Below are 24,563 nucleotides of genomic sequence, written 5' to 3'. Positions count from 1 at the left end.
TAGCCGGGCCAGGAGGCGATCTCCGCCTTGGCGCGGCGGAAGCCGCCATCCGGCAGGACGACCACGCCGGGGGTCCCGGCATGGCGGTTGAGCAGCAGGCGGTAGGAACGTCGGGGTATGGTCATGGCGGCGGACCATGGCCCGCTTGCGCCGATGCTGCCAAGGCGCGACATCAGGGCCGGGGCGCCGCGGCGCGAAAAAGGAGGACGCCATGCAGATCACGATCCTGGGCGGCGGGGGCTTCCTCGGCCGCAAGCTGGCGCATCGGCTGGCGACCGACGGCGCGCTCGGCGGCCAAGCCGTCACCGGCCTCACTCTCTTCGACCTGGTGGCGCCCGCCCCGGTCTCGGCCGCCTTTCCGGTCCGCTGCCTCGGCGGCAACATCGCCGATGCCGAGGCGGTGAAGGCCGCGATCCCCGCCGGCACCGACGTGGTGGTGCATCTGGCGGCCGTGGTCTCGGCCCAGGCGGAGGCGGATTTCGATCTCGGCCTGACGGTGAACCTGCACGGGACGCTGGCGGTGCTGCAGGCCTGCCGCGCCCTGGCGAAGCCGCCCCGGGTGGTCTTCACTTCCTCCGTCGCCAGCTTCAGCGGCGGGCAGGAGGCGCGGCTGGAGGACGATGCCCGCCAGCTGCCCGGCAACAGCTATGGCGCGGAGAAGGCGGCGGCCGAGCTTCTGCTGCAGGATGCCAGCCGCCGCGGCATGCTGGACGCGGTCAGCCTCCGCCTGCCGACCGTCATCATCCGGCCGGGACGGCCGAACAAGGCGGCGTCGAGCTTCGTCTCGGCCATCCTGCGGGAGCCGCTGCTGGGGCTCGAGACCGAGTTGCCGGTGCCGGAGGAATTCGCCCTCTGGATCTGTTCGCCCCGCCGCGCGGTCGACTGGTTCCTACACGCCATGGGGATGGACACTGGCCCGCTCGGCCTCGACCGCGGGATCAACCCGCCGGGCCGCAGCGCCACGGTGGGCAAGATGCTGAGCGCGCTGGAGGCGGTGGCGGGGCCCGAGGCGCGGGCCCGGGTCAAGCACGTGCCGGATGCGGCGATCGAGGCGATCGTCGGCACCTGGCCCGCCAGCTTCACCGCGGAGCGCGCCCGCCGGCTGCACGGCTTCTCCGAGCAGGAGAGCCTGGAGGAGATCGTCCAGGCCTTCATCGAGGACGACCTGGCCGCGACGCGGGCCGAGCGCGGCCTGTAATGCTGGAGATCGCCCGCTTCCTGCTGCCGGAGGCGCCGCAGCGCGTCGCGCCCTTCAGCCATGCGGTGCGGGCGGGCAATTTCCTCTTCGTCACCGGCCAGATGCCGACCCTGCCCGGCGGGGGATGCGGCTTATGGAGGGCGGGATCGAGCCGCAGACCCGGCAGGTGATCGAGAACCTGCGGACGGTGCTCGCCGGCAGCGGCGGGCAATGGGAGCGCACGGTCTTCGCCCGGGTCTACCTGACGGAGTTCGTCCGCGACTACCCCGCGATGAACGCGGTCTGGGAGGAAAGTTTCCCACCCGGCGGGCTGCCGGCGCGCACCTGCGTCGGCGTCACCGCGCTGGCGGTGGGCGCGTTGGTCGAGATCGACCTGGTGGTGGCGTTGTAGCGCCGGCCGTAGGCTCACCCCGCTACGCCGCGCGTGCCAGACCCACAAGAAGAGAAGAAGGGTGGGGCTTGGTGAGGGAATGCCTTTCCCTCCCCAACCTAAGCCGCCGCCCGCGGCCAGAACCACCAGGCCAGTCCCGCGGCCACCAGCAGCCAGACCAGAACGACGAAAGCCGCTCCCGCCCGGCTGCCCGGCCGCGCCTCGGCCGCCGCGGCGGTGGCGCGGAACTCCGCCAGCAGCGGCGCAGGGATGAGCCGGATCGCCAGCAGGATGGCCAGCGGCAGCAGGATCGCCTCGTCCAGCAGGCCGAGCACCGGGATGAAGTCCGGGATCAGGTCGATGGGTGAGAGGGCATAGGCGGCGATCAGCAGGGCCAGCAGCCGCGCCGCCCAGGGCGTGCGCGGGTCGCGCGCCGCCAGCCAGAGGGCATGGACATCGCGCCGGATGGCGCGCGCCCAGTCCTTCAGCCGGCGCAGCATGGCCTATCCCCGGCGCGCTTCCTGGTCACGCAGGAAGTCGATGAAGACCGCGGCCAGGCGCGGCGTCGCCGCCTCCCACCCGGCGAAGTCGACGTCGGCGTCCACCGGCGTGGTCAGCACCTCGCGGAACACGCTGTTCGGCATGCAGCGATGCGCCGATTGCGCTCCCTCCGCCGGGTGGACCCGGTCGTTGCCGGCGACCAGCACGGCGGGCACCGCGATACGACGCAGCGCCTCCGGTGCCAGGCCGGCGACGGGATGGCCGGAGCCCTGGTGGAAGCCGACCAGCCAGCGCCGCATCCGCGCCGCGAAGGCCTCAGCGCCCACGGCCTCCAGCCGCGCCCGGTTGGCCGGGTTCGCCTTGATCAGCGCGGCGAAATGCTCGGTCTCGCAGACCGCCTCGATACCGCCGCGCTCCACCGCGGCCAAGTATTGCTCATAGTAGTTGAAGGCGAGCCGCTTCGCCGCATAGGCACCGCCGGTGATGCGCCACAGCAGCAGGCCGCGCACCGCCGCCGGATGGTGCAGGGCGAGCAGCAGCGACAGCCGGGCGCCGGAAGAACAGCCGGCAACATAGGCCGGGCCGGTGCCGAGCGCCTGCAGCAAGGCCAGCAGGTCCTCCGCCTGCTCATGGCTTTCGGAGTCGCCGTCGAGGGCGATGTCGGAGCCGCCGGTATTGCGCCGGTCATAGACCAGGGCGCGGTAGCCGGCCTCAGCCAGCAGCAGGCCGAGCGCCCGGTCGGAGCCGAGGCCACGCCGGCCGCCGGGGAGATCGTGACCACCGGGCCGCTATCGCCCAGCATCTCGTAGACGAGGTTGACCCCGCGGACCTGCATGACGGGCATGGGTGGCTTCCTGTTCCGGACGTTTCGCCGGAAGACTAGGGCGGCGTCGCGCCGGGCGTCACCCCGCCTCGTCCTTTGCGCCGGCCGCCAGCATCGCCGCGCGGATCGGCGGCGGCACCGGCACCCGCGCGCCGGTCGCCTGGTCCACCGCCACCAGCACGGTGCGGCAGGAAAAGCAGAGGCCCTGCCGCCACACCGCGTATTCGTGCACGAAGCTGGTCCGCTTCACCGCGGCGAAGCGGAGCGTCACCATCGCCTCCTCCTCGAAGACCAGCGACTTCAGGTAGCGCGCCTCCAGCTGGGCCACGACCGGGCTGACCGAGCCAGGGGCAAAGGTGCCGCCCAGCGCCGACCAGCCGGGGCCGACACGCAAATCCTCGCAGAGGGTGAGGTAGGCGACGTTGTTCGCATGCCCGAGCGCGTCGCATTCCGACCAGCGGATGCGGTGCCGCCGCCCGACCGGCCAATCGCCCTCGATCCCGAATTCCGCCCGGTCTTCCGGTGTCATCGCCGCCTCATGCCCTTGCGCTTGAAGCAGGGGGTACCGCACCCTTCGGGAAAATCCCACAGCAGGGATAGCCGAGGGAGCTTCCAGCCAATGCCGACCCGACGCGGTGCGCTCGCCGCGCTGCCCGCCCTGCTCGCCGCACCTGCGGTGGCCCAGGCGCAATCCGCCGCCCCCTGGCCCACCGCCCGGCCGATCGAGGTCTTCGTCCCCTTCCCGGCCGGCGGCGGCGTGGACACGATGGTACGCGGCATCCTGGCGCAGGTGGCGCCGCGCCTGCCGGGCGCCCGCTTCGTCGTCACCAACCGCCCCGGCGCCGGCGGCCAGCTTGGGTTCGAGGCGAATTTCAACGCCGCCCCGGACGGCTATACCCTTGGCGCCGCCACCAACACGGCGATGATCGCCATCAGCGTCGAGCGCTCGCCCCGCTATCGGCCAGCCGAGTTCACCTACATCGCCAATGTGGTGGACGACCCGGCGGCCTTCTGGGTGCATCCCGACAGCCCATGGAAAGATCTGGCCGACCTCGCCGCCGCGGCCAGGGCGCAGCCGGAGAGCTTCGGCGTCGGCACCGCCGGGGTGGGGTCGGACGACCATATCCTGCAGCTCACCTTCGAGGAGGCGAGCGGCACCCGGCTGATCCACATCCCCTACAACGGCACCGCGCCGACGCTGCGCGACCTGCTCGGTGGCAGGTTGCCAATCGGCAGCTTCAACATGGGAGAGGGCCTCACCCTGCTGCGGGAGGGCAGGATCCGCTGCCTTGGCCAGGCCGGGCCGAAGCGGTGGGAGGCGGCGCCCGGGATTCCAACCTTCCGCGAACAGGGCTTCGACATCCTGGGCGGCAGCGCCCGTGGCATCGCCGGGCCACCCGGCATCCCGGCGCCGATCCGCGACGCGCTGCGCGAGGCCTTCCGGGACGCCCTCACGGATCCCGGCTTCGCCGCCGAGGCGGCCAGGCTGAACCTGCCGCTGCGGCCACTGATCGGCGAGGAGTACGCGGCCATGATGGCGGCCGACCTCGCCTTGTTGCAGCGGCTCTGGGTGCGTCGCCCCTGGAAGGACTGACGCACCCCCACAGCCGGGCAGCGGGTCGTGCCTGCCCGGAAAAGAAGCCCAGGAAGCGGCGCGAGCCTGGCCGCTGCGGACTGGCACGGCCTGCATCGGGGCCGGGTGGCTAGGCCAGGCCACAGCCAACGGGTGGGTCGATGCGGTTGCTGCCGGGGCGATCTGGGCACCGATTCTTGCCCGGACGGGCTCTTCCCGACGGATTGGGCGCGTGGGGACGCTGGCGGAAGCGGCTGCTTTGCAGCTTTCCGACGGAACCGTGTCTTGGGCGTCACACAAGATTTGGCCTCATGAGACGCGGTTCGCTACAGCCCTGCGTTGTACCGAGTACGTCACATATTGTATCCCATTTTCCTCGCGAGCACGTGAACGGCTGCTTGCCGACAGGACCAGGATCCGGTATACAACTTTTGGTTGAAATAACGGAAGGCCCTCAAGCGCGACAGTTAGGAGAAGGCAGTCACCCCGCCAAGTGTCGCGCAGCCACGGCATTGCTTCCCAAACCAGTAAGTTGAATTTACACTTCTCAGGTTCGCGAGCGGGACGGGAGCTATGTCTGTGGCAGTTCGGGACCACCGCGGCGCGCCGGCGCGCCGGTGGGAATCATCTCCTCCGGTACGGATCAGCGTCGCCTCGTGCCGGTTCAGCCGCGCACAATGGTGGAGCAAGCGGCCGAGGCAATTGTCGCCGGCGCAGCCCGCGGAATATTCCTGCCCGACGACCGGCTGGTCGAGGCCGAAATTGCCCGCGACCTCGGCATCAGCCGGGTCCCGGTGCGGGAGGCGCTTCGCCTGCTGGAAAGCCAGGGAATCGTGGTCAGCACGCCCTATAAGGGCATGCGGCTCATGCAGGTCAGCAACAAGGGCGTTGCCGCCCTGATGCGGGTCCGGCTGGCGCTCGAGACCCTGGCGGTGCGCGAGGCACTGGCCCAGCCCGGCGGGCCGGAGCGGTTCGACCGTCTGCGCCGCGCGGCCGACGCCTTCGCCGATGCGACGCGGGCAAGCGACCCAGCGCTGCACGTGCTGGCCGAGCAGGAATTCCACGGCGAGCTTTGCCGCTCTGCGGGCAATCCGCCGCTGCTGGCGCTGTGGCAGAGCCTGGCGCGGCAGCTCGCCGTTGTCTGGGGCCTCGCGCTGCAGTTGCGCGACAGTGCGCCGCAAAGCGATGAGCACTACAACCTGGTCGAGGCGCTCGAGAGCGGCGACGAGACCGGCGCGCTGGCCATGCTGGTCGCCCATATCGAGCAGCATGGCGAGCTCGACTTCGAGACCCTGGTCGCCGAGCGACGCAGCCAACCGGCCGGCTGACAGCGCGGCTCCAGTCGCCCGGCCGACCGAAGCGCGCATCGGCGGCCATACGGGACTTCCCCGGCACGGCGTCATCCAAGCCGGGGGCTTGCCGCCGCCCCGGCGCGGCGGGACCATACCGGCGAGACCCCTCGCCGGAGCCCGAGACATGCCGGATTTCCCCGCCCCGCACGTGACCCAGAATTGGCAGCTGCGGAAGCCCGCGGCGCGCGGCGGGGGCGGCATGGTCGTCTCCCAGGTCAAGGCGGCGGCCGAGGCCGGCGCCCTGATGCTGGAGGCCGGCGGCACCGCGGCGGATGCCGCGGTCGCCACCGCCTTCGCCCTCGCCGCGCTGGAGCCCTGGAATCCCGGCCTGGGCGGCATCGGCTTCGCGCAGGCGATGAAGCCTGGCATGACGCAGGCCGAGACCTTCGACTTCGGCCCCATCTCCCCGGCTGGGCTCGACCCCAGCGCCTATCCGCTGACCGGCGGCATGAAGCGCGACCTGTTTCCCTGGCCGGAGGTCGAGGGCGACCGCAACGTGCACGGCCCGCTCTCCTTCGTCGTACCCTCGGCGGTCGCTGGCTACGCCCTGCTGCACGAGACGCATGGCCGATTGCCGATCCGCGACGTGCTGGCCCCGGCGGTGGCGCTGGCCAGGCGCGGCCTGCCGCAGGACTGGTACACCACGCTGAAGGTCGCTTCCTCGGCGGCGGTGCTGCGCCTGTATCCGGAAAGCGCCCGGGTCTACCTGCCGAACGGCCTGCCGCCGGTGCCGCCCTACCAGGGCAGCCCCGGCTACTTCACCCTCGGCAACCTGCCCGCGACGCTCGAGCGGCTGCAGCAGGCCGGGCTCCGCGACCTCTATGAGGGCGAGATCGCGGCGCAGATCGCATCCGACGTGAAGGCGATCGGTGGCTTCCTCTCGGCCGCCGACCTCGCCGCCTGCCGCGCCCGCATCCTGCCCTCGGTCGCCGTGCCCTGGCGCGGGCGGAGCTGATGCTGGTCAACGGCCTGACCGCGGCGCCGACCCTGCGTCGCGTGCTGGACGGCATGGCCGATGCCGACTGGGCCGGGGCCGAGCCCTCGGCTGCCTGGTACGGCCGCCTCGCCCGCGCCATGCAGGATGCCTATGCCGAGCGGCTGGCCGGCCTTGGCGATGCCGAGCCCAAGGGCGCTGACAGCTGCACCACCCACATCACCGTCGCGGACAAGGACGGGATGATGGTGGCGATGACCACGACGCTGCTCTCCTCGATGGGCTCGCGCGTCATGCTGCCGGGCACCGGCATCATGATGAACAACGGCGTCATGTGGTTCGACCCCGTCCCCGGCACACCCAACGCCATCGGCCCGGGCAAGCGGGCGCTGAACAACATGTGCCCAGTGATCGCCGCCACTGGCGGCCAGCCGGAGATCGCGGTCGGCGCCTCGGGCGGCCGACGGATCATGGCCTCTGTCTTCCAGCTGCTCTCCTTCGTCGCCGATTTCGGCATGGAGGTGGAGTCCGCCGCGCACCACCCGCGGATCGACGTCTCCGGCCCGAGCGGCATCGGCGCCGACCGGCGGCTGCCGGAGGCCGTGCTTGCCGCGCTCCGCGCCGAGGGCGAGGTGGAACTCCTGGAGCACGGCGTCATGCCGATCAACTTCGCCTGCCCCAACCTGATCCGGCGCGGGCCGGAGGGCGTGGTCGGCATCAGCGACGCCGCCAGCCCCTGGAGCGCGGCGGTGGCTGCGGGCTGAGCCCGCCCGCCATGCCGTCCTGAATTGCGGCACACCCATTGCAACTCCGCCCGTAGCCAGGGCGGAACGCCGGCCTTTTGATTACCGCTGCGTAATCCGAAGGCAAGCCGCCCTGCCCCTTGCCGCAAAGGAGCGCAGAGCATGCAACGTCGCCACCTGCTGGGCCTCGCCGCCCTCGCTGTGCCCGCCGTAGTCCGGGCGCAGCCCGGGGCTTGGCCAAGCCGCGGCTCGATCCGCTTGGTCGCGCAATTTCCGCCAGGCGGGCTGGTCGACACAATCTCCCGCCTCATTGCCCCGCCGATGGCGGCCGCGCTGGGCCAGACCGTGCTGGTGGAGAACCGGGCCGGCGCCGGCGGCGTCATCGGCACCGACTTCGTTGCCAAGTCGCCGGCGGATGGCTACACCTTCCTGGTCAGCCATGCCTCGGTGCAGGTCTTCTCGACCGCGACGCTGCCGACCTTGCCCTTCGACCCCGTCGCCGACTTCACCCATCTGGGCATGCTGGTCGAGGCGCCGAACGTCCTCATCGTCAAGGCGAGCTCGCCCTACAGGACCTTGGCCGACTACCTGGCCGCGGCGAAGGCGACGCCGGTGCGCTACGGCTCCTCCGGCATCGGCTCGGCGCCGCACCTGCTCGGCGTGATGCTGGGCGCGGAGGCGCAGGCCCGCAACCTCGACCACGTGCCCTATCGCGGTAGCGCGCCGGCCATGCAGGACCTGATGGCCGGCACGATCGAGAGCATGATCGACCCGGTCACCACCAACGTGGCGATGCTGAAGGATGGCACGCTGCGCTGCCTCGGCATCTCCTCCCCGCAGCGTCTGCCGCAACTGCCGGAGGTGCCGACCTTCGCCGAGCAGGGCTTCGGCCGGCTGACCTCCAGCCAGTGGCTCGGCCTCTCGGCACCGAAGGGCCTGCCGGAGCCGATCGCCGAGAAGATGACGGCGCTGATCCCGACGCTGCTGGAGACGCCGGTGCTGAAGCAGCGCTGCGAGGAGCTGGCGACGCTGCCGCGCAAGCCGACGCCGCTCGGCGCCGACTTCGTCGCGGTGATGCGGGAGGACATCGGCATCTGGACCGGGATCGCCCGGCAGTTCAACATCGTGCAGAGCTGATCCCCCTGCGGCGGGGCTCACGCCTCCGCCGCGGCCTTCACGTGGCGCGCTACCTCCTCATGCGTGGCGAACCAGACATCGCCCTTGGCCTTCATGTGCTGGATCAGCCGGTCCAGCAGGGCGATGCGGCTGCGATGGCCGATGACATGCGGGTGCATGGTCAGCAGGAACATCCCGCCTTCGGCGTAGGCGCCATCGAACTCGGCGCGGAACACCTCCTCGACGCCCGAGGGCGGCGTGTAGGGCGCAGCGCGCTGAAGCGGACGAAGTTGAAATAGGGTGCGTCGTCGCGGATCCATTCGGGCGGCAGCTCGACAATCCCGGTCGGTTCGCCATGGTCGAGCAGCTCGTAAGGGTCGTCGTCCGCCATCAGGCTGCTGTCATAGAGCAGGCCGAGCTCGCGGATGATCGACATGGTGTCGATGGAGAAATCCCAGCTGGCTGTGCGGATGCCGACGGGGCGGCGGCCGGAAAGCTTCTCCAGCACGTCCGTGGCGCGGAAGGTCAGATCGCGCTCGACACCCGGCGGCAGGGCGGTATTCGCCTCGTGGATCCAGGAATGGATGCCGATCTCATGGCCTTCGTCGGCCACGGCGCGGATCTCCTCGGGGTGCAGCAGCGCCGAGACCGCGGGGTAGTGAAGCTGGCGCGCAGCCCGTGCTTCGCCAGCAGCGCGCGGATGCGCGGCACGCCGCGGCGGTTGCCGTACTGGCCCTGGCTGATCCGCATCGGGCTCATATCGGCGTCGCGCAGCGGAATCGTTTCATGGTCCGCGTCGAAGGAAAGCGTGACGCAGCAGCGCGCGCCCTGCCCGGCCAGGATTTCGGCGCCAGGCTGCGGCCGGCGCGGGCATTGCCGACAATGCGGCGCCATTCCGCTTCCGGCCACTCCCAGGGTTTGGGCGCTTCGCTGCTCATGCCTGATCTCCCGCTCCGCCGCATCCTGGCATGCCGATTGCTGCCCTGCACGGGGTTGTCCCGCACCGGGTCATCGCAGCAGGGGTCGTGCCATGGACATCGGCGTCTTCATCCCGATCAACAACAACGGCTGGATCATTTCCGCCACCTCCCCGCAGTACATGCCGAGCTTCGAGCTGAACAAGCAGGTGGTGCAGAAGGCCGAGGGCTACGGCTTCGACTTCGCGCTGTCGATGATCAAGCTGCACGGCTTCGGCGGGAAGACCGAGTTCTGGGACCATGGGCTGGAAAGCTTCACCCTGATGGCCGGCCTCGCCTCGATCACCAGCCGGATCAGGCTCTATGCCTCGACCGCCGTGCTGACCATCCCGCCGGCGATCGTCGCCCGCATGGCGGTGACGATCGACAGCATCTCCGGCGGCCGCTTCGGAGTGAACATCGTCTCCGGCTGGCACAAGGTGGAATACAGCCAGATGGGGCTGTGGCCGGGCGACGCGCATTTCGGCAAGCGCTACGAGTATAGCACCGAATATGTGCGGATCATGAAGGAGCTCTGGGAGACCGGCACCTCCGACCTGAAGGGCGAGTTCTTCCAGATGGACCAGTGCAGGCTCTCGCCGCGCCCGCAGGTGCCGATGAAGCTCGTCGCGGCCGGGCAATCGGACCGCGGGATGGAATTCGCCGCGACCTATTGCGACTTCAACTTCGCGCTCGGGGAAGGCGTGAACGAGCCGACCAAATGCGCCGGGGTGCCGCGGCGGATGATGGAGCATGCGGCGAAGACCGGCCGCGATGTCGGCTCCTACATCCTCTACACCATCATCGCCGAGGAGACCGACGAGGCGGCGCTGGCCAAGTGGGACCTGTACAACCGCGGCGCCGACCGGGAAGCGCTGCAGCACCTGCTGGGCCATGCCGCGGCCGACACCACGGCGCACGACACCTCGATGGCCGCGGCGATCAAGCGCGCGCCCTCGCCCATCAATTTCAACATGGGCACGCTGGTCGGCTCCTACGCGAATGTCGCGCGCATGCTGGACGAGGCGGCGGCGATGCCCGGGACCAAGGGGCTCATGCTGGTCTTCGACGACTTTCTCCAGGGCATGGACAAGTTCGGCCAGCACGTCCAGCCGCTGATGGCCTGCCGCAGCCACCTGAAGCTGGCGGCCTGAGGCGGCTATCGCGCGAAGGCGAACGCCGCCAGCGCGTGCGGGTCGAGGATCGCGATGCGGTTGTAGCCGAGCCGAACCCAGCCCGCCGCCTCGAACTGCGCCAGCGACCGGTTGACCCCATTGCGGGAGGCATTCGCCATGCGGGCGATCTCCGTCTGGGTCAGCCGGATGTCGCCGGTGACCTCCAACGTCTCCCCGTCCATCGCCCCGGTGACCCGCAGCAGGGTCGCGCCGATCCGCCGGTCCACCCGGCGGATCGTCAGATGCAGGACGTTCAGGATGGCGACGCGCATGCCGTTTAGCCCGATCAGGCCGATGCTGCGGGCGGCCTCGGGATCCGCGGCCATCATCTCCCGCGCCGCCTCGATCGGCAGGTGAAGCGCGGCCGAGGTCTCCATCGCCCGCACGGTCAGCAGCCGGGTGGCGCGACCGAGGGTCGGGCCGTCGCCGCACCAGAGTCCGGGATGCAGGATATGCGACAGCACCGGCCCGATCTCCGGCGTCATCGGATAGGTGCCGAAGGACCCGGCGACGACGCCGTAGATGCCGCCCGGGCCGTCGCCGGTGCGGAAGACATCCTCGCCCTTCCGGAAGGTGACCAGCTCCGCGCGGGCCAGCAGCGCGGCCTGGAACCTGGGCGACTGCATCGCCAGCCAGCCCTTCGACAGGGCGACCGCGTCGGCCTCTGCCCGGTCGATTGTACACTTTCGTACCATGCGGAGGACTTGTTCACCGGACAGGGGCGGTGACGCAAGGGCCGCGGTGGCGAACCCGCGGGCCGGCTTCGATAAGCCGCCGCCTCACGCCCCGGGTGTCTCCATCCAGAGCGGTCGAGACGGGCTAGGGCGGCCATCCCCTCGGGCGGGGCCGCCGCGGCGCGCAGCAGCGGCAGCACCTCCTTCCCGAAACGGGTAAGGGAACGCTCGACGGCCGCGCCGGGCAGGCCGGTGAAGCCCATGTAGAGACTGTAATGGGTCGGCCGCAGCAGCCGCATGTCGCCTGCCATTTGCTCGGCGATCTTGGCCGGGGCGCCGATCAGCCCGTGTTCCAGCAGCCACGGAACCGTCGGCTCGCCCGCGAAGGGGACGGGGCGGAGATGGACGCCGTCCCGCGCCGGCAGCGCGGCGCGCAGCGCCAGCGTGTTGCGGGCCAGGGCCAGCAGCCCCTCGGCCGCCTGGCGCGCCTCGGCGGCATCCTCGGTGACGAAGAGGTAGCGCTGGATGCCGAGCGGCAGCGGCTCCGCCCCGCCGACACCCTCCCAGGCCTCAAGGAGCGCCTGCCGCATCGGCAGCGCCTGGGCGCCGGTGCGGTAGCCCTGGCTGATCATCGGCGTGGCGCCGGCCTGCACGCCGCGCGCCAGCACGGCCGGGGTCGCGGTGGCGACGAACATCGGCGGCATCCGCCCAGAGAGGGTGCAGGCGGCAACTGGGGTGTCCTCGATCCGGTAGTGCTCGCCCAGGTGATTGACGCGGCCGGTGGTCAGCGCCTGCTCGACGATGTCCCAGCCCTCCAGCAGCCGTGCGTAGCGGCTTTCGAGCGGCACCTGCAGGCTGCGGAACTCATGCGGCTGGTGGCCCGGGCCGAAGCCCAGCAGCACCCGGCCACCGCTGATCTGGTCCAGCATCGCCACTTCCTGCGCCACCCGCAGCGGGTGGTGCAGCGGCAGCACCACGACGGCAGGGCCGAGCAGGATGCGGCTGGTCACCGCCGCGCAGTGCATGGCCATCATCAAGGGCGAGGCGCAGACCGAGGCATTGGAGAAGTGGTGCTCGGCGAACCAGGTCGCGTCGAAGCCCAAGCTCCTCCGCCAGCCGCACCTGACGGACGGTGTCCGCCAGCACCTGGGCGGGAGTCTCGCCCGGGTGGTTCATCGACATCAGGTTGAAATAGGCGAACTGCATCGAAAACCTGGCCTGTTGCACTGCGGCAAAGGCTGGCATCGCCCGCGGCAGGGCGCAAGCGCCCTGCCGCTTGACCTCACCGGTCGAGCACCGCGCGGTCATTCTTGGCGACCAGCGTGCGGAAATGCGGCTCCAGCGCCGCCTGAGAGACGCCCCATGCCTCGGCGAGATTGCACGACCAACCGCTGCTCGCCCTGCTCGGCCTCGCCGTCGCTCATCGCGCTGTCGATCATGTTGAGGATGATGCACAGCTTCTGGGCCGGTCGCAGCCGGGCGTTGCTGTCCGTCAGGAACTGGTACGGCTCGGTGGCGCGGACATAGCGCAGCGCGGCGTTCATCTGCTCGCGCGTCGCGCCGCGGCCTAGGACGGAGACGAGGTGGCCGATCTCCTCTTCGTCCATCTCCCCGTCCGCGCCCATGCAATAGATCAGCGAGACGACGAGGCAGGTCCGCGGATTGAGGTCGAGCGAGGCGGACTGCGACTTGAACATCCCGAACATGGTTGGCCCCTAGCGCGCGGCACCGGCCCATCCGGTGCCGCTCACGCTGGGGCCAAGTACGGATTACATGTATGTAATGCGAGGCCCGGCGGCGGTCACAGCCCCGCCCGGTCGAGCCGCAGGATCGCCCGCGCCATAGCCTGGGCGCGCGGCACCAGGCTGGCGACCTCGAGGTATTCCTCGGGGCTATGCGCCTTGCCGCCGACCGGGCCGACGGCGCAGATGGTGGGCGCGCCGACCGCCGCGGTGAAGCCGCTGTCGGCGCAGCCGCCGGAGAACTCGCCGGTGACCGTCAGGCCGCTTTCCTTCGCCGCGTCGACATACATGCCGAAGAGCTTGGCCGCCGCCGGCGTCTGGGTCAGTGGCAGGAATTCACCGCGGATGGTCAGCGTCGCCCTGGTGCCGGGTACATAGCTGCGGGCTATGATCTCGTGGATCCTGCCCATGACCTCGTCGCGGTCTGCGGGCTCGACATAGCGCAGGTCGATCTGGCCTTGCGCCCAGGGGGCGACGGTGTTGACGCTCTGCCCGCCGGAGACCAGCCCGACATTCAGGGTGATGCCGCGCTTGAGGTCGGTCAGCGCATGCAGCGCGGTTACCTTCGCCGCCAACTCGCCGATGGCGCTGATCCCGGCCTCGAAATTGCCGCCGGAATGGGCCGCCTTGCCCTCGATGTCGAAGACCGAGAAGACGCCGCCCTTGCGTCCCGTGACGACGCCGCCACTGGGCCGGCCGGGTTCCGGATTGAACACCACGCGGGCCTCGCGCGCCGTCGCCTCGATCACCTCACGTCCCTCCGGACTGCCGATCTCCTCGTCACCGGTGAACAGGCCGAGCAGCGGGCCGGGCGCGCCGCCAAACTTCTTGAAGGCGGCCAGGACGAACATGTTCATCACGAGGCCGGCCTTCATGTCGGCGACGCCGGGACCGGTGGCGATGCCGTTATCGACCCGGAAGGGGCGCCGGGTCGGCTCGCCCTTGGGGAAGACCGTGTCGCGGTGGCCCATCATGACGATGGACCGCTGCATGTTGCCGCTGTTGAGCGCCTCGCCGCCCTCGACCCGGGCCTTCAGGCAGTCGCCATGCTTCTCGCGCGGCACCACCTCGACCGGGATGCCCTGCTCGGCCATGAAGCGCTGGACGATGGCACCCACGGCATCGACGCCCGGCTTGTCGTAGCTGCCGCCATCGGTGTTCACCATGGCCTCGAGCACGCCAAGCATCGCCTCCTGCTGGGTGGCGAGCCAGGCGGTAATGGCGGATTCGGGGCTCTCGGCGGTCATGCTGCGCTCCGGTGGGATCGGGCGAAAAGCCTGGAACCGCGGGCCGGGGCTGGCAACCCCTACTCGATCCGGCCGATCCGCTGCACCGCCTTGACCAGCCGCGCGGTATCCTCGCGAAAGAAGGCCTCGAAGGCGGCGCCGTCGCGGTAGTCCAGCGCATTGCCGCCGGCCGCCAGCGCCCGCTGCACCTCCGGGTCGCGCGCTGCGGCCGCCATGGCTTGGCGCAGTGCTTCGCGCAGCGGGGCGGGCGTGGTCGCCGGGGCGAAGACCCCGGCCCAGATGTAGTATTCGATCCCCTCGAAGCCACGTTCCTGCAGCGTCGGCACCGTCTCGAAGCCCGGGATGCGCTTCGCCCCCCAGCTCGCCAGCACCCGCAGCGCCCCGGATTTCAGGTGCGGGGTGATCGGCCCCGGCCCGCTGGTCATCGCCTGCACTTGGTTCGAGAGCAGCGCGGTCAGCGCCGGCCCGCCGCCCTGGAACGGCACGTGCAGCAGGTCGAGCTTCGCCGCCGTGGTCAGCATGGCCATCGGCAGGTGCAGCGCGCCGTAATTGCCGGAGGAGGAATAGGAGATCGCCCCCGGCCGCGCCCGCGCATCGGCGACGAATTCCTCCAGCGTCCGCCAGGGCGCCGCCGCCGGCACCGCGAGAAAGGTCGGGTCGGCGGTGAAGAGCGCGATCGGCGCCAGCTGGTCGATCTCATAGGCCGGGGTGCGGCCGAAGAGCCGCGCCGCCTCCGGGATCACCGCGAGCGAGGAGAGACCCATCAGCAGCGCATAGCCATCCCCCGGCGCCCGGGCGATGGAGGCATAGCCGATCTCGCCCGAAGCGCCGGCGCGGTTCACCACCGGCACCGGCTGCTTCCACAGCCGCTCCAGCCCCGCCGCCACTGGCCGTGCCACCACATCGCCCTGCCCGCCGGGCGGGAAGGCAACGACCATGGTCACGGCATGGCCGGGGAATTCCTGTGCCCGCGCGGCAGGGGCGAGGCCGGTGGCCGCGAGGCCGGCGACGAGGGTGCGGCGGTGCATGACGATCCTCCCGTTTGGTCCCGCCTTCATCGCCGCAAGTCGCCGTCCTGGGAAGCGCCTGCCGCGTCAGGCCGGGCGGATCTCCACCTTGCGGAAGCGCACCACGCCGCGGTCGTTCGCCACGCCATTGGAGTCCTTCACGCCGTCGCCATGCTGAAGCGCGATCCGCCCCGAGGCATGCTTGCCGTTGCGGGCGCCGTTCACCGTCACCTGGCCGTTCAGCGCGACCGTGAAGCTGTCGCCCTTGGCTGTGATCTCGTAGAGGTTCCAGCGGCCGCCGGCCCGCGGCATCGGGTCCACCGCGGCAACGTCGACGATGGCGCCGGTACCGTATTTCGGGTCCGGCCGCTCGTCCCAGATATTGACCTCGTAGGCATTGGCCGCGGTGACGTTGGCCGGATCGGTGGCACGGATGTAGATGCCGCTGTTGGTGGCAGCGTCGACCCAGAACTCCACCCGCAGGGTGAAGTCGCCGAAGGCCTGCCGCGTCACCAGCATACCGTTGCCGCGGTCGGCGACGATCTCGCCCATCTCGACCCGCCAGTTGGCATTACCAATGCGGTCGAAACCGGCGAGGTCCTCGCCGCTGAAGAGTGCAGTCCAACTGCCGGATTGGGCGCGGGCCTGCGTGCCGGCGCCGAGGGCGGCGGCGCCGGCCAGGGCAAGGGCCAGGGTTCGTCTTTGCATGGGGTTTTCCTCCCGCTGCCGCCGGATCGTTGCCGGCGGCAGCGGGAGGGTAGTCGGAAAGGCGACCGGGTCCCAAGCCAGCAAGGAAGGCCCCCGGAAGCGTTACCCCACCGGGTTCTCCAGTACCCCGATCCCCGGCACCTCAACCCGCACTACGTCGCCCTTCTGCAAGAATTTCGGCGGGTTGAAGCCGATGCCCACCCCCACCGGCGTGCCTGTGGCGATCACGTCGCCCGGCTCCAGCGTGATGCCGGCGGAGATCGCCTCGATCAGCGTCGGGATGTCGAAGATCAGGTCGGCGACCGAGGCGTCCTGGCGCTTCTCGCCGTTCACATGGGTGATGACGCGCAGCGCCTTCGGGTCCGGCACCTCGTCCGCCGTCAGGATCGCCGGGCCCATCGGGCAGAAGCCGTCGATGCCCTTGCCGATCACCCATTGCCGGTGCTTGTGCTGCAGGGTGCGAGCGGTGACGTCGTTGACGATGGTGTAGCCGAAGACGTGCCGCAGTGCGTCGGCCGCCTTGATGCCGCGCCCGCCATGGCCGATGACCACGGCCAGTTCGCCCTCGTAGTCCGTGGAGTTGCTGCTATCCAGGTGGGCCGGGATGGTCTCCCCGGTCGGGATGATGGCGGTGGCGGGCTTGCTGAAAACCACCGGCGCTTCCGGCACCACCTCCTTGCTGCTGGCATCGAAGCCGGAGCCGGCGAACTCCTTCGCATGCTCATGGTAGTTCTTGCCGACGCAGAAGACGTTCTTCGGCGGCCGGGGGATCGGCGCGCAGAGCACGGCGCCCTCGGCGACCGGCGCCCGCGCCACCGCGTCCTTCGCATGCTGCAGCGCCGCCGCGCCGCCGGCGATGAAGGAGGGCATGTGGCCGCCGGCCAGGGCCGGGTCGGCCGCGGCCAGGTCGAGCACCGCGCCGTCCTCGCGCAGCGCGCCGATATGGGTCCCCAGCCTCTGGGGCTTCTTGAACGTCACCAGCCGCATGGGCCTCAGCCTCCCTGAATCGTCGCGGTGAAAAGCAGGTTCAGCCCGGCTGCGCCAGCGGCAGTTCCGCCGCCCGCTCGAGCGCCCGCGCCGCCCGGAAAATCAGGTCATCGCGGTAGAGCGCCGCGGCCAACGCACCGCCCGGGGCATGCCGTGCTCGTCGAGGCCGATCGGCATGCTGATCGCCGGCTGTCGCGTCAGGTTGAAGGCGAAGGTCCAGGGCGCCCAGTCGCGCCACAGCGCCTCGGTCGGGCGGATGGTCGGCTGGTCGGCGGCGAAGGCGGCGGTAGGCGTGCAGGCGGTCAGCACCAGGTCGTAGCGCTGGTGGAAGCGGGCCATGGCATGCGCCGCCTCGATCCTGAGCGCCTCGGCGCCGAGGAAGTCGGTCGCCAGCATGCCGCCCTCCCGCTCGGCAACCTCGGTCAGCCCGGCATCCAGCAGCGGGCGCTTCTCGGCCGGCGTCATCGCCACCTGCCGGGCCAGCGCCACGCCCCAGACCCGGCCGAAGATGGCGCGGGTGTCGGGCAGGTCCGGGCTGGCTTCCTCGACGATGGCGCCCTGTTCCTCCAGCAGCTTCGCCGCCCCCGCCAGCGCCGCCTCCCCGTCCGCGTCCAGCGGCGGCTCGAAGCCGAGGCGGCGGACCAGCGCCACCCGCATCCCGGCCACGCCGTCCTCGATCCCCCGCCGCCAGTCCTGCGCCTCGTCCGGCAGGCTGAAGGGGTCGCGCAAATCGTGCTGTGCCATCGCCGAGAACATCAGGGCGTTGTCCCGCACGGTGCGGGTCATCGGGCCGGCGCAGGCGACGCTGGCGAAGGCGCCGAGCGGCCATTGCGGCACCCGGCCGAAGCTGGGCTTCAATCCGACCAGCCCGCAGAAGGCCGCGGGGATGCGGACCGAGCCGCCGGCATCGGTGCCGATATGCAGCGGCCCGAAGCAGGCCGCCCCGGCCGCGCCGGCGCCGCTGCTGCTGCCGCCGACGGTGCGTTCGCGGTTCCAGGGATTGCGGGTGATGCCGTGCAGCGGGCAGTCGCCCGGCGACTTCCAGCCGAATTCCGTGGTGGTGGTCTTGCCGAGGATCACCGCCCCGGCCTGCTTGAGCCCCATGACCGCGGGCGCGTCCTCGGTCGCCGGCGTCGCATCCGTGGTCTTGCTGCCGCGCCGGGTCGGGAACCCCGCCAGGTTCAGCAGGTCCTTCACCGTCGCCGGCACGCCGTCCAGTGGGCCGATCGGCCGCCCAGCCATCCAGCGCGCCTCGCTCTCCCCCGCCTGGCGCAGCGCCTGTGGGTTCATGGCGGCGAAAGCATTGACCCAAGGGTTGTAGAGCGCGACCCGCTGCAGCACCGCCTGCAGCACCTCGACCGGCGAGAGCGCCCGGCGGGCATAGAGGCCGAGCAGGGTCTCGGCGGACATCAGGGCGGGGTCGGTCGGGGTCATCGCTTGTCCTGGGCCAGTCGGCGGCAATCTGCGCCCGGGCGGGGGCCGGCGGAAGCCCTCCGCCCGTCCTCCCCCTTTGCGCCGACCTGGGTTTCCGCCTAGGTACGCCCCAGCTTTCCCGGCTCAGCCGGGGCATCCAGCAGCGGAGACGGTCAGTGGCGGATACGGTCGAGATTGCGGGCCTGACGGTCGCGCGCAGCCTGAGCGCGTTCCTCGAGACGGAGGCCCTGCCGGGCACCGGGGTCACGCCGGAGCGCTTCTGGACCTCCTACGCCGCTATCCTGAAGGACCTCGCCCCGCGCAACGCGGCGCTGCTGGCCAAGCGCGACGCAATGCAGGCGAAGATCGATGCCTGGCACAAGGCGCATCCGGCCAAGCCGGTGGACCTCGGCGCCTACAAGGCCTTTTGCAGGAAATCGGGTACCTCGTCCCTCCCGGCCCCGATTTCGCCGTCGGCACCACCGGCATCGACCCGAGATCCGGCCAGATCGCCGGCCCGCAGCTGGTCGTCCCGGTGTCCAACGCCCGCTATGCGCTGAACGCGGCGAATGCCCGCTGGGGCAGCCTCTACGATGCGCTCTACGGCACCGACGCGATCCCCGACACCGACGGCGCCGCCCGAGGCAAGGGCTTCAACCCGGCCCGCGGCAAGAAGGTGATCGATTTCGCCCGCGGCGTGCTGGACAAGATGGCGCCGCTGGCCGGCGGCGCCTCGCACCGCGACGCCAAGGCCTATGCCATCACCGCCGGCGCGCTGGCGGTGACGCTGCAGGATGGCCGCAGCATCGGCCTGGCGCAGCCCGGCCAATGCGTCGGCTACCAGGGCGAGGCGGCGGCGCCGGACGCCATCCTCTTCGTCCATAACGGCCTGCATGCCGAGCTGCGGATCGACCGCGACCACCCGATCGGCCGCGACGACCCGGCCGGCATCGCCGACCTGGTGCTGGAGAGCGCCGTCACCACCATCGTCGACTTCGAGGACAGCGTCGCCGCGGTGGACGCCGCCGACAAGGTCGAGGTCTACCGCAACTGGCTCGGCCTGATGAACGGCACGCTGGAGGCGAGCTTCGAGAAGGGCGGCAAGACCCTGGTCCGCGCCCTGAACAAGGACCGTACATGGCTGAAGCCCTCGGGCGGCGCGGTGACCCTGCCGGGCCGGTCGCTGATGCTGGTCCGCAATGTCGGCCACCACATGATGACCGACGTGGTGACCGCGGGCGGGGCGGAGACGCCGGAGACCATCCTCGACGCCATGTGCAGCGTGGCGATCGCCCTGCACGACCTGCGCGGCAAGAAGCTGAACAGCCGCGCCGGCAGCGTCTACATCGTCAAGCCGAAGATGCATGGGCCGGAGGAAGTGGCCTGGGCGAACGAGCTCTTCGCCCGGGTCGAGGACGCCTTCGGCCTGCCGCGCGACACGCTGAAGATGGGCATCATGGACGAGGAGCGCCGCACCACGGTGAACCTCCGCGAATGCATCCGCGCCGCGCGTGACCGCGTGGTCTTCATCAATACCGGCTTCCTCGACCGCACCGGCGACGAGATTCATACCTCGATGGAAGCCGGGCCGGTGATCCGCAAGAACGACATGCGCGGCGCCGCCTGGATCAAGGCGTATGAGGACTGGAACGTCGATACCGGCCTGGCCTGCGGCCTGCGCGGCCGGGCGCAGATCGGCAAGGGCATGTGGGCGGCCCCGGACGAGATGGCGAAGATGCTGGAGCAGAAGGTCGGCCACCCGAAGGCCGGCGCCAACACCGCCTGGGTCCCCTCCCCCACCGCCGCCACGCTGCATGCGCTGCATTATCATGAGGTCGACGTGTCGGCGCGACAGGATGAGCTGGTCGCTGGCGGCCCGCGGGCGAAGCTCGACGACATCCTGACCATCCCGCTGGCCGCCGACACCAACTGGCCGGCCGACGCGGTGAAGGCGGAGCTCGACAACAACGCCCAGGGCATCCTCGGCTACGTGGTCCGCTGGGTCGACCAGGGCGTCGGCTGCTCCAAGGTGCCGGACCTGCACGATGTGGGACTGATGGAAGACCGCGCGACGTTGCGCATCTCGGCCCAGCACATCGCCAACTGGCTGCGCCACGGCATCGCCACCAAGCCGCAGGTCGAGGAGACGATGCGCCGCATGGCGGTCGTGGTCGACAAGCAGAATGCCGGCGATGCCGCCTACACGCCGATGGCGCCAGGGTTCGACGGCCCGGCCTTCAAGGCCGCCTGCGACCTGGTCTTCGAGGGTGCGACCCAGCCGAACGGCTATACCGAGTTCGTCCTGCACAAGCGCCGCCGCGAGGCCAAGGCGCGCGGCTGAGTCCCACGGCGGGGTGGCGCCGGGCCGCGCCACCCCTCACGTACAAGCGAAGCTTGCCGTAACCATTTCTATATTTTCCGGCTGATCTTAATCGTTCTAGGGTCGTATACGCGAGACGTGCCCGCAGCCCTGCCGGCCTGACGGTGTTTCGCGCCGGCTCGGGAACGCCTGGAATGGACTCTTTGGTTGCCGCCGGTGGCGGGGCACGCACTGGCGCGCTGTTCCGAACCCTGGCGGCTGTCCCGGCGGGCGGGCTCGTCGCCCTGGTCACCCTCACCTACACCATGTCCTACGCGGCGCTGGTCTTTTCGGGTGGCCTGGCGCCCGCCTATGGGATCGGGTTGGCAAGCATGCTGGTGGGCTGCGTTCTCGCCGGCGTGCTGACGGCGGCCTTCAGCTCGATCCCGTTCGCGGTCTCCGCGCCCGACAGCAATGTCGTCGCCATCCTCGCCGCCTCGCTCGCCCCGCTGGCATGGCAGGTTCGGAGCACCGCCGACCCCGGCGCCCTGGCCGCGACATCCCTGCTTTCGCTGGTCCTGGCGACGCTCACCGTCGGCTTGGTCATGGGCGGCCTCGGCCTTGCCCGGGCGGGGCGCCTGGTGCGCTTCCTGCCTTTCCCGGTCATCGCCGGCTTCCTCGGCGCCTCCGGCTGGTTTCTCCTTGCGGGTGGGACCGGCGTCGCGGCGGGCATGCCGGGCCTCGCCGCCCTGCTCGACCCGGACCGGCACAAGCCACTCGCGGCGGCGCTGGCCGGCGGCGCCGTGCTGCTCCTCGTCACCAGCCGGAAGCGCGGCGCCTTCTGCCTGCCATGGCTGATTCTCGGCGGCGTGCTGCTGCACCATGCCATCGCGGCCATGCTCGGGGCCGACTTGCCGGCGCAGGCCGCGGCGGGCTGGCTGCCCGCGGTGCCGGACCGCTTGGCACCACCCATGCCCTGGGATCCGGCGGTGCTCGCACTGGTCGACTGGGGCGCCATCAAGCGGCACCTGGCCGACCTGCCGATGGTCGTGCTGGTGGCGACCATCGGCCTGTTGATGAACATCAGCGGCGTCGAGGCGGCGACCGGGCGGGATGCCGAGATCGACCGGGAGCTGCGGGTGGCCGGCGGCGCGGCACTAGCAGCCGGCGCCGCCGGCGGGCTGTTCGGCCTGATCTCGCCCGGCCGCAGCCTGCTGCTCTGGCGTACCGGCAGCGGCGGACGGCTCGGGGCCGTGGCCGGCGCCCTGCTCGTCGGCCTGCTGCCACTGCTGATGCCGCAGGCCCTTGGGCTGGTGCCGCGCTGGGTACTCGGCGCCCTGCTCGTCTTCCTCGGCGTCGACCTCCTGCTGCGCTGGGTGATGCTGTCGCGCCACGATCTCTCCCTCGGCGAGTGGCTGCAGGTGCTGGCGGTCGCCGGCGTCACCGTCGGCTTTGGCTTCCTGGTCGGCCTCATCGCCGGGCTGCTGCTCGCCTGCGGGCATTTCATCGCGCTCTACGGCCACGCCTCCCCGATCCGGAACCGCTACGACGGCACGGTGGAGACCGGCCACCGCGCCCGGCCGGAGCAGGACCGCGCGGCGCTCGACGCGACGGGCGCGGCGCGACTGATCCTGCACCTGCAAGGCTTCCTGTTCTTCGGCACGGCCAACCGGCTCGTCGAGCTGGTGCGGGCCGAGCTGGCGGGGCCGGAGCGGCGCACCCATCTGCTGCTCGACTTCCGCGAAGTCATCGGCCTCGACAGCTCCGCCGCAATGGCCTTTACCCGGCTGCGGCAGATGGCTGCGGCGCGCGGCGTGGCGCTGGTGCTGACCGGCCTCTCGCCACGTGTCGCGGCCAGGCTCGGACCGCTGGCCACAGACCCGGCGATCCGCCGGCTGCCGACTCTGCAGGAAGGCATCGACTGGATGGAGGATGACGCGCTGGCTGGCCTGGCGCCCCGCCAGCCGCCGCCGGCTCTCCCGCAGCGCCTCGCCAAGCTGATGGGCGAGGCCACCGCGGCGCGCTTCCTCGCTGCCCTGCCGGAGCAGGCAGTTCCGGCGGGCACCACGCTGATGGTGCAGGACGAATGCTCCGACGACATGGTGCTGCTGGAGGATGGCGAGGTCACCATCCGCATCCGCTACCCCGACCGCGTCCTGCTGCTGCGGGTGCAGGGCCCCGGCGCCCTGATCGGCGAGATGGGCTTCCTGCTCGGCCTGCCCCGGACGGCGACGGTGACGACGGAGGTTCCCTGCCGCCTGCGCCGCCTGACCCGCGCCGACCTCGCGCGGCTGGAGCGGGAGCAGCCGGACCTTGCGATCCAGTTCCACCGGCTGATGGCGCATCTGCTGGCCGGCCGGATCCAGGACAAGGACCGCCTGATCGCCGGCCTGATGCGCGGCCTGAGCCAGCCGGCCTAGGCGCGGAAGGCCGCACGGCCGCCGTCAGGGCATCAAGGCGAAGACCCGCACCAGCACCGCCGGGCGCGGCGCCAGCGGGTGCAGCGTGCCGACGAAGGCCAGCCGGTTCAGCCAGGCATGCGGCCCCTCCGGCGCGGTGATCTCGAGCGTCGAGGGCGCGGTAGTCCGGCGCGCTCTTCCGCGGCGCGATGACGACGCGGTTGAGCACGGTGATGACGGCGCCGTCCGCAGCCTCGACCTCGTACAACGCTTCCAGTCGCTTCACCCCATCGCGCCGGATCAGTTGGCGGTCGGCGCCGCCCGGCAGCACCCGGCCGCGGATCCGCGGCCCGGCGAAATGCCCGCCAGTGATGGGGACGAGGCGGCGCTCACCGAGCGGACCCTCGCCCAGCAGCTGCGTCGGCGCGATCTCGACCAGCGCCTCCCAGACGAATTCCGCGGCCGGCGGGACGATGGGGATCTCGGTCATGCGGTGGCCTCCTGCGCAGGCGCGCCTCGCGCCGAGCGATCCAGCTGGTGCTGGCGAAGATGATGGCGCCGCCGAGCAGCGTCGCCGGACCGGGCACATCGCCCCAGATGGCGAAGCCGACGACCGAGGCCCAGAGCAGTTCCAGGAACTTCACCGGCTGCGTCGCCGAGAGGTCGGCCAGCGACATCGCCCGGGTCAGGCAGAAATGCCCGGCCGAGCCGATCACCCCGCTCAGCAGGAACAGCGCCCATTGCACCGGCGTCGGCCAGGTCCAGGCATAGAGCGCGAGCGGCATGCTGAACAGCATCACCGTGATCGCCTGCCAGACCACGATCACCTGCGGGCTGTCCCGCCGGGTGAGCGACTTGGTGATGAGGAAGGACGCGGCGAAGAGCGGCGAGGCCGCCAGCATGACGAAGCCATAGGGCCCGCCGCTGCCGGTCAGCCCCGGCGAGACCACCACCAGCACCCCGGCGAAGCCGACGAGGTGCTGCGATCCAGCGCGCCGCCACCATCCGCTCGCCGAGCAAGAGGATCGCGCCTAGCATGATGAAGAGCGGCGTGGTGAAGCCGAGCGCGGTCATCTCCGCCAGCGGCACCCGCGGCACGGCGACGAACCACAGCAGCAGCCCGGAGGTATGCACCGCGCCGCGCCAGAGCTGCCCCGAAATCCCCTTCGGCCGGTAGGCGGCGAGGCCGGCGCGCCAGATGAAGGGCAGCATCACCAGCGCGCCCGCGGCGCAGCGCAGGAACTGGGTGACGAAGGGGTCGAGTTGCTGCGCCAGGGTCCGCAGCAGCGCGTTCAGCCCGGTGAACAACAGGCCGGAGGCGAGCATCCACAGCATTGCCCGCGGGA

General features: G+C 71.0%; 25 protein-coding genes and 3 pseudogenes. 12 read left to right on the top strand and 16 right to left on the bottom strand.

Features of this window, described 5'->3' with window-relative positions:
- Positions 1-211 precede the first annotated feature (211 nt).
- The 3 genes from denD to ACQ86J_RS31320 are packed head-to-tail and all read left to right on the top strand — an operon-like array spanning position 212 to position 1,589.
- On the top strand, positions 212-1,198 hold the full coding sequence (gene denD, locus ACQ86J_RS31330; RefSeq protein WP_431268567.1) for a D-erythronate dehydrogenase: 987 nt from the start codon (positions 212-214) through the stop codon (positions 1,196-1,198).
- Entirely contained in the window at positions 1,198-1,368 is a 171-nt protein-coding gene (locus ACQ86J_RS31325) for a RidA family protein (RefSeq protein WP_431268566.1), read from the top strand. The genes denD and ACQ86J_RS31325 overlap by 1 nt, the downstream gene beginning before the upstream one ends.
- Positions 1,332-1,589 carry a RidA family protein gene (locus tag ACQ86J_RS31320; RefSeq protein ID WP_431268565.1) on the top strand — a complete coding sequence of 86 codons (258 nt, stop codon included), beginning with the start codon at positions 1,332-1,334 and terminating at the stop codon, positions 1,587-1,589. The genes ACQ86J_RS31325 and ACQ86J_RS31320 overlap by 37 nt, the downstream gene beginning before the upstream one ends.
- Before the next feature lie 98 nt (positions 1,590-1,687).
- On the opposite strand, the gene ACQ86J_RS31315 is transcribed toward ACQ86J_RS31320, so the two are convergent.
- The 3 genes from ACQ86J_RS31315 to ACQ86J_RS31305 all read right to left on the bottom strand — a co-directional run bounded on the left by ACQ86J_RS31315 (position 1,688) and on the right by ACQ86J_RS31305 (position 3,421).
- On the bottom strand, positions 1,688-2,068 hold the full coding sequence (locus ACQ86J_RS31315; RefSeq protein ID WP_431268564.1) for a YkvA family protein: 381 nt from the start codon (positions 2,066-2,068) through the stop codon (positions 1,688-1,690).
- 3 nt (positions 2,069-2,071) lie between these two features.
- Complete coding sequence (locus ACQ86J_RS31310; protein ID WP_431272599.1) at positions 2,072-2,764, bottom strand: alpha/beta fold hydrolase; 693 nt, start codon at positions 2,762-2,764, stop codon at positions 2,072-2,074.
- A gap of 207 nt (positions 2,765-2,971) precedes the next feature.
- Entirely contained in the window at positions 2,972-3,421 is a 450-nt protein-coding gene (locus ACQ86J_RS31305) for an acyl-CoA thioesterase (RefSeq protein ID WP_431268563.1), read from the bottom strand.
- A gap of 90 nt (positions 3,422-3,511) precedes the next feature.
- Between ACQ86J_RS31305 and ACQ86J_RS31300 the strand changes: the two genes are divergently transcribed.
- The 5 genes from ACQ86J_RS31300 (at position 3,512) to ACQ86J_RS31280 (ending at position 8,631) form a co-directional block, all read left to right on the top strand.
- The gene (locus tag ACQ86J_RS31300) at positions 3,512-4,486 is read left to right on the top strand and encodes a tripartite tricarboxylate transporter substrate binding protein (RefSeq protein WP_431268562.1); all 975 of its coding nucleotides are present in this window, start codon (positions 3,512-3,514) and stop codon (positions 4,484-4,486) included.
- Positions 4,487-5,142: 656 nt separating this feature from the next.
- Positions 5,143-5,793 carry a GntR family transcriptional regulator gene (locus ACQ86J_RS31295; RefSeq protein ID WP_431268561.1) on the top strand — a complete coding sequence of 217 codons (651 nt, stop codon included), beginning with the start codon at positions 5,143-5,145 and terminating at the stop codon, positions 5,791-5,793.
- Positions 5,794-5,941: 148 nt separating this feature from the next.
- A complete protein-coding gene (locus ACQ86J_RS31290) occupies positions 5,942-6,772 on the top strand; it encodes a gamma-glutamyltransferase (protein ID WP_431268560.1) in 831 nt (276 codons plus the stop codon).
- A complete protein-coding gene (locus ACQ86J_RS31285) occupies positions 6,772-7,515 on the top strand; it encodes a gamma-glutamyltransferase (RefSeq protein ID WP_431268559.1) in 744 nt (247 codons plus the stop codon). Before ACQ86J_RS31290 ends, ACQ86J_RS31285 begins: the two co-directional genes overlap by 1 nt.
- Positions 7,516-7,656: 141 nt before the next feature.
- A complete protein-coding gene (locus tag ACQ86J_RS31280; RefSeq protein WP_431268558.1) occupies positions 7,657-8,631 on the top strand; it encodes a Bug family tripartite tricarboxylate transporter substrate binding protein in 975 nt (324 codons plus the stop codon).
- Between the two features lie 17 nt (positions 8,632-8,648).
- On the opposite strand, the gene ACQ86J_RS31275 is transcribed toward ACQ86J_RS31280, so the two are convergent.
- Positions 8,649-8,804 carry a hypothetical protein gene (locus tag ACQ86J_RS31275; protein WP_431268557.1) on the bottom strand — a complete coding sequence of 52 codons (156 nt, stop codon included), beginning with the start codon at positions 8,802-8,804 and terminating at the stop codon, positions 8,649-8,651.
- Positions 8,792-9,223 carry a polysaccharide deacetylase family protein gene (locus ACQ86J_RS31270; RefSeq protein WP_431268556.1) on the bottom strand — a complete coding sequence of 144 codons (432 nt, stop codon included), beginning with the start codon at positions 9,221-9,223 and terminating at the stop codon, positions 8,792-8,794. Before ACQ86J_RS31270 ends, ACQ86J_RS31275 begins: the two co-directional genes overlap by 13 nt.
- Positions 9,224-9,640: 417 nt before the next feature.
- On the opposite strand from ACQ86J_RS31270, the gene rutA reads away from it, so the two are divergent.
- Positions 9,641-10,720, top strand: coding sequence for a pyrimidine utilization protein A (rutA, locus tag ACQ86J_RS31265; protein ID WP_431268555.1), 1,080 nt, complete (start codon positions 9,641-9,643; stop codon positions 10,718-10,720).
- A 5-nt stretch (positions 10,721-10,725) separates the two neighbouring features.
- Here the strand turns inward: rutA and ACQ86J_RS31260 are convergent, their stop codons facing one another.
- The 8 genes from ACQ86J_RS31260 to ACQ86J_RS31225 all read right to left on the bottom strand — a co-directional run bounded on the left by ACQ86J_RS31260 (position 10,726) and on the right by ACQ86J_RS31225 (position 18,540).
- The gene (locus ACQ86J_RS31260) at positions 10,726-11,265 is read right to left on the bottom strand and encodes a Crp/Fnr family transcriptional regulator (protein WP_431272598.1); all 540 of its coding nucleotides are present in this window, start codon (positions 11,263-11,265) and stop codon (positions 10,726-10,728) included.
- Complete coding sequence (locus ACQ86J_RS31255; protein WP_431268554.1) at positions 11,223-12,518, bottom strand: LLM class flavin-dependent oxidoreductase; 1,296 nt, start codon at positions 12,516-12,518, stop codon at positions 11,223-11,225. The genes ACQ86J_RS31260 and ACQ86J_RS31255 overlap by 43 nt, the downstream gene beginning before the upstream one ends.
- 201 nt (positions 12,519-12,719) lie before the next feature.
- Entirely contained in the window at positions 12,720-13,121 is a 402-nt protein-coding gene (locus tag ACQ86J_RS31250; protein ID WP_431268553.1) for a TerB family tellurite resistance protein, read from the bottom strand.
- Positions 13,122-13,216: 95 nt separating this feature from the next.
- Positions 13,217-14,404 (bottom strand): M20 family metallopeptidase, encoded by a 1,188-nt coding sequence (locus tag ACQ86J_RS31245; protein WP_431268552.1) that lies wholly within the window; start codon positions 14,402-14,404, stop codon positions 13,217-13,219.
- A 59-nt stretch (positions 14,405-14,463) separates the two neighbouring features.
- Positions 14,464-15,432 (bottom strand): Bug family tripartite tricarboxylate transporter substrate binding protein, encoded by a 969-nt coding sequence (locus ACQ86J_RS31240; RefSeq protein WP_431268551.1) that lies wholly within the window; start codon positions 15,430-15,432, stop codon positions 14,464-14,466.
- Positions 15,433-15,498: 66 nt separating this feature from the next.
- Positions 15,499-16,119: a 3-keto-disaccharide hydrolase gene (locus ACQ86J_RS31235; RefSeq protein WP_431268550.1), complete on the bottom strand. Its 621-nt coding sequence runs from the start codon at positions 16,117-16,119 to the stop codon at positions 15,499-15,501.
- Between the two features lie 102 nt (positions 16,120-16,221).
- Positions 16,222-17,106, bottom strand: a complete 885-nt coding sequence (locus tag ACQ86J_RS31230) for a fumarylacetoacetate hydrolase family protein (RefSeq protein ID WP_431268549.1) — start codon at positions 17,104-17,106, stop codon at positions 16,222-16,224.
- Between the two features lie 102 nt (positions 17,107-17,208).
- Entirely contained in the window at positions 17,209-18,540 is a 1,332-nt protein-coding gene (locus ACQ86J_RS31225) for an amidase family protein (RefSeq protein WP_431268548.1), read from the bottom strand.
- A gap of 155 nt (positions 18,541-18,695) precedes the next feature.
- Here ACQ86J_RS31225 and ACQ86J_RS31220 point away from each other — a divergent pair.
- The 3 genes and pseudogenes from ACQ86J_RS31220 to ACQ86J_RS31210 form a co-directional block, all read left to right on the top strand.
- Positions 18,696-18,848: pseudogene (locus ACQ86J_RS31220) on the top strand (hypothetical protein); the annotation flags it as partial.
- Between the two features lie 98 nt (positions 18,849-18,946).
- The gene (locus tag ACQ86J_RS31215) at positions 18,947-20,860 is read left to right on the top strand and encodes a malate synthase G (RefSeq protein ID WP_431268547.1); all 1,914 of its coding nucleotides are present in this window, start codon (positions 18,947-18,949) and stop codon (positions 20,858-20,860) included.
- A gap of 173 nt (positions 20,861-21,033) precedes the next feature.
- Positions 21,034-23,238, top strand: coding sequence for an SLC26A/SulP transporter family protein (locus tag ACQ86J_RS31210; RefSeq protein ID WP_431268546.1), 2,205 nt, complete (start codon positions 21,034-21,036; stop codon positions 23,236-23,238).
- Between the two features lie 241 nt (positions 23,239-23,479).
- Here ACQ86J_RS31210 and ACQ86J_RS31205 read toward each other — a convergent pair.
- The 3 genes and pseudogenes from ACQ86J_RS31205 to ACQ86J_RS31195 all read right to left on the bottom strand — a co-directional run.
- Positions 23,480-23,707: pseudogene (locus ACQ86J_RS31205) on the bottom strand (DUF3237 family protein); the annotation flags it as partial.
- On the bottom strand, positions 23,607-24,176 hold the full coding sequence (locus tag ACQ86J_RS31200; protein ID WP_431268545.1) for a DMT family transporter: 570 nt from the start codon (positions 24,174-24,176) through the stop codon (positions 23,607-23,609). The pseudogene ACQ86J_RS31205 and the gene ACQ86J_RS31200, both read right to left, overlap by 101 nt.
- A gap of 82 nt (positions 24,177-24,258) precedes the next feature.
- Positions 24,259-24,543, bottom strand: a pseudogene (locus tag ACQ86J_RS31195) (DMT family transporter); the annotation flags it as partial.
- Positions 24,544-24,563: the final 20 nt, after the last annotated feature.

This window comes from Dankookia sp. P2, from assembly GCF_050632255.1.
Taxonomy (GTDB): Bacteria; Pseudomonadota; Alphaproteobacteria; order Acetobacterales; family Acetobacteraceae; genus Paracraurococcus.
The sequence above is the reverse complement of the archived record's forward strand: the minus strand, read 5'-3'. Positions and strand labels throughout refer to the sequence as shown.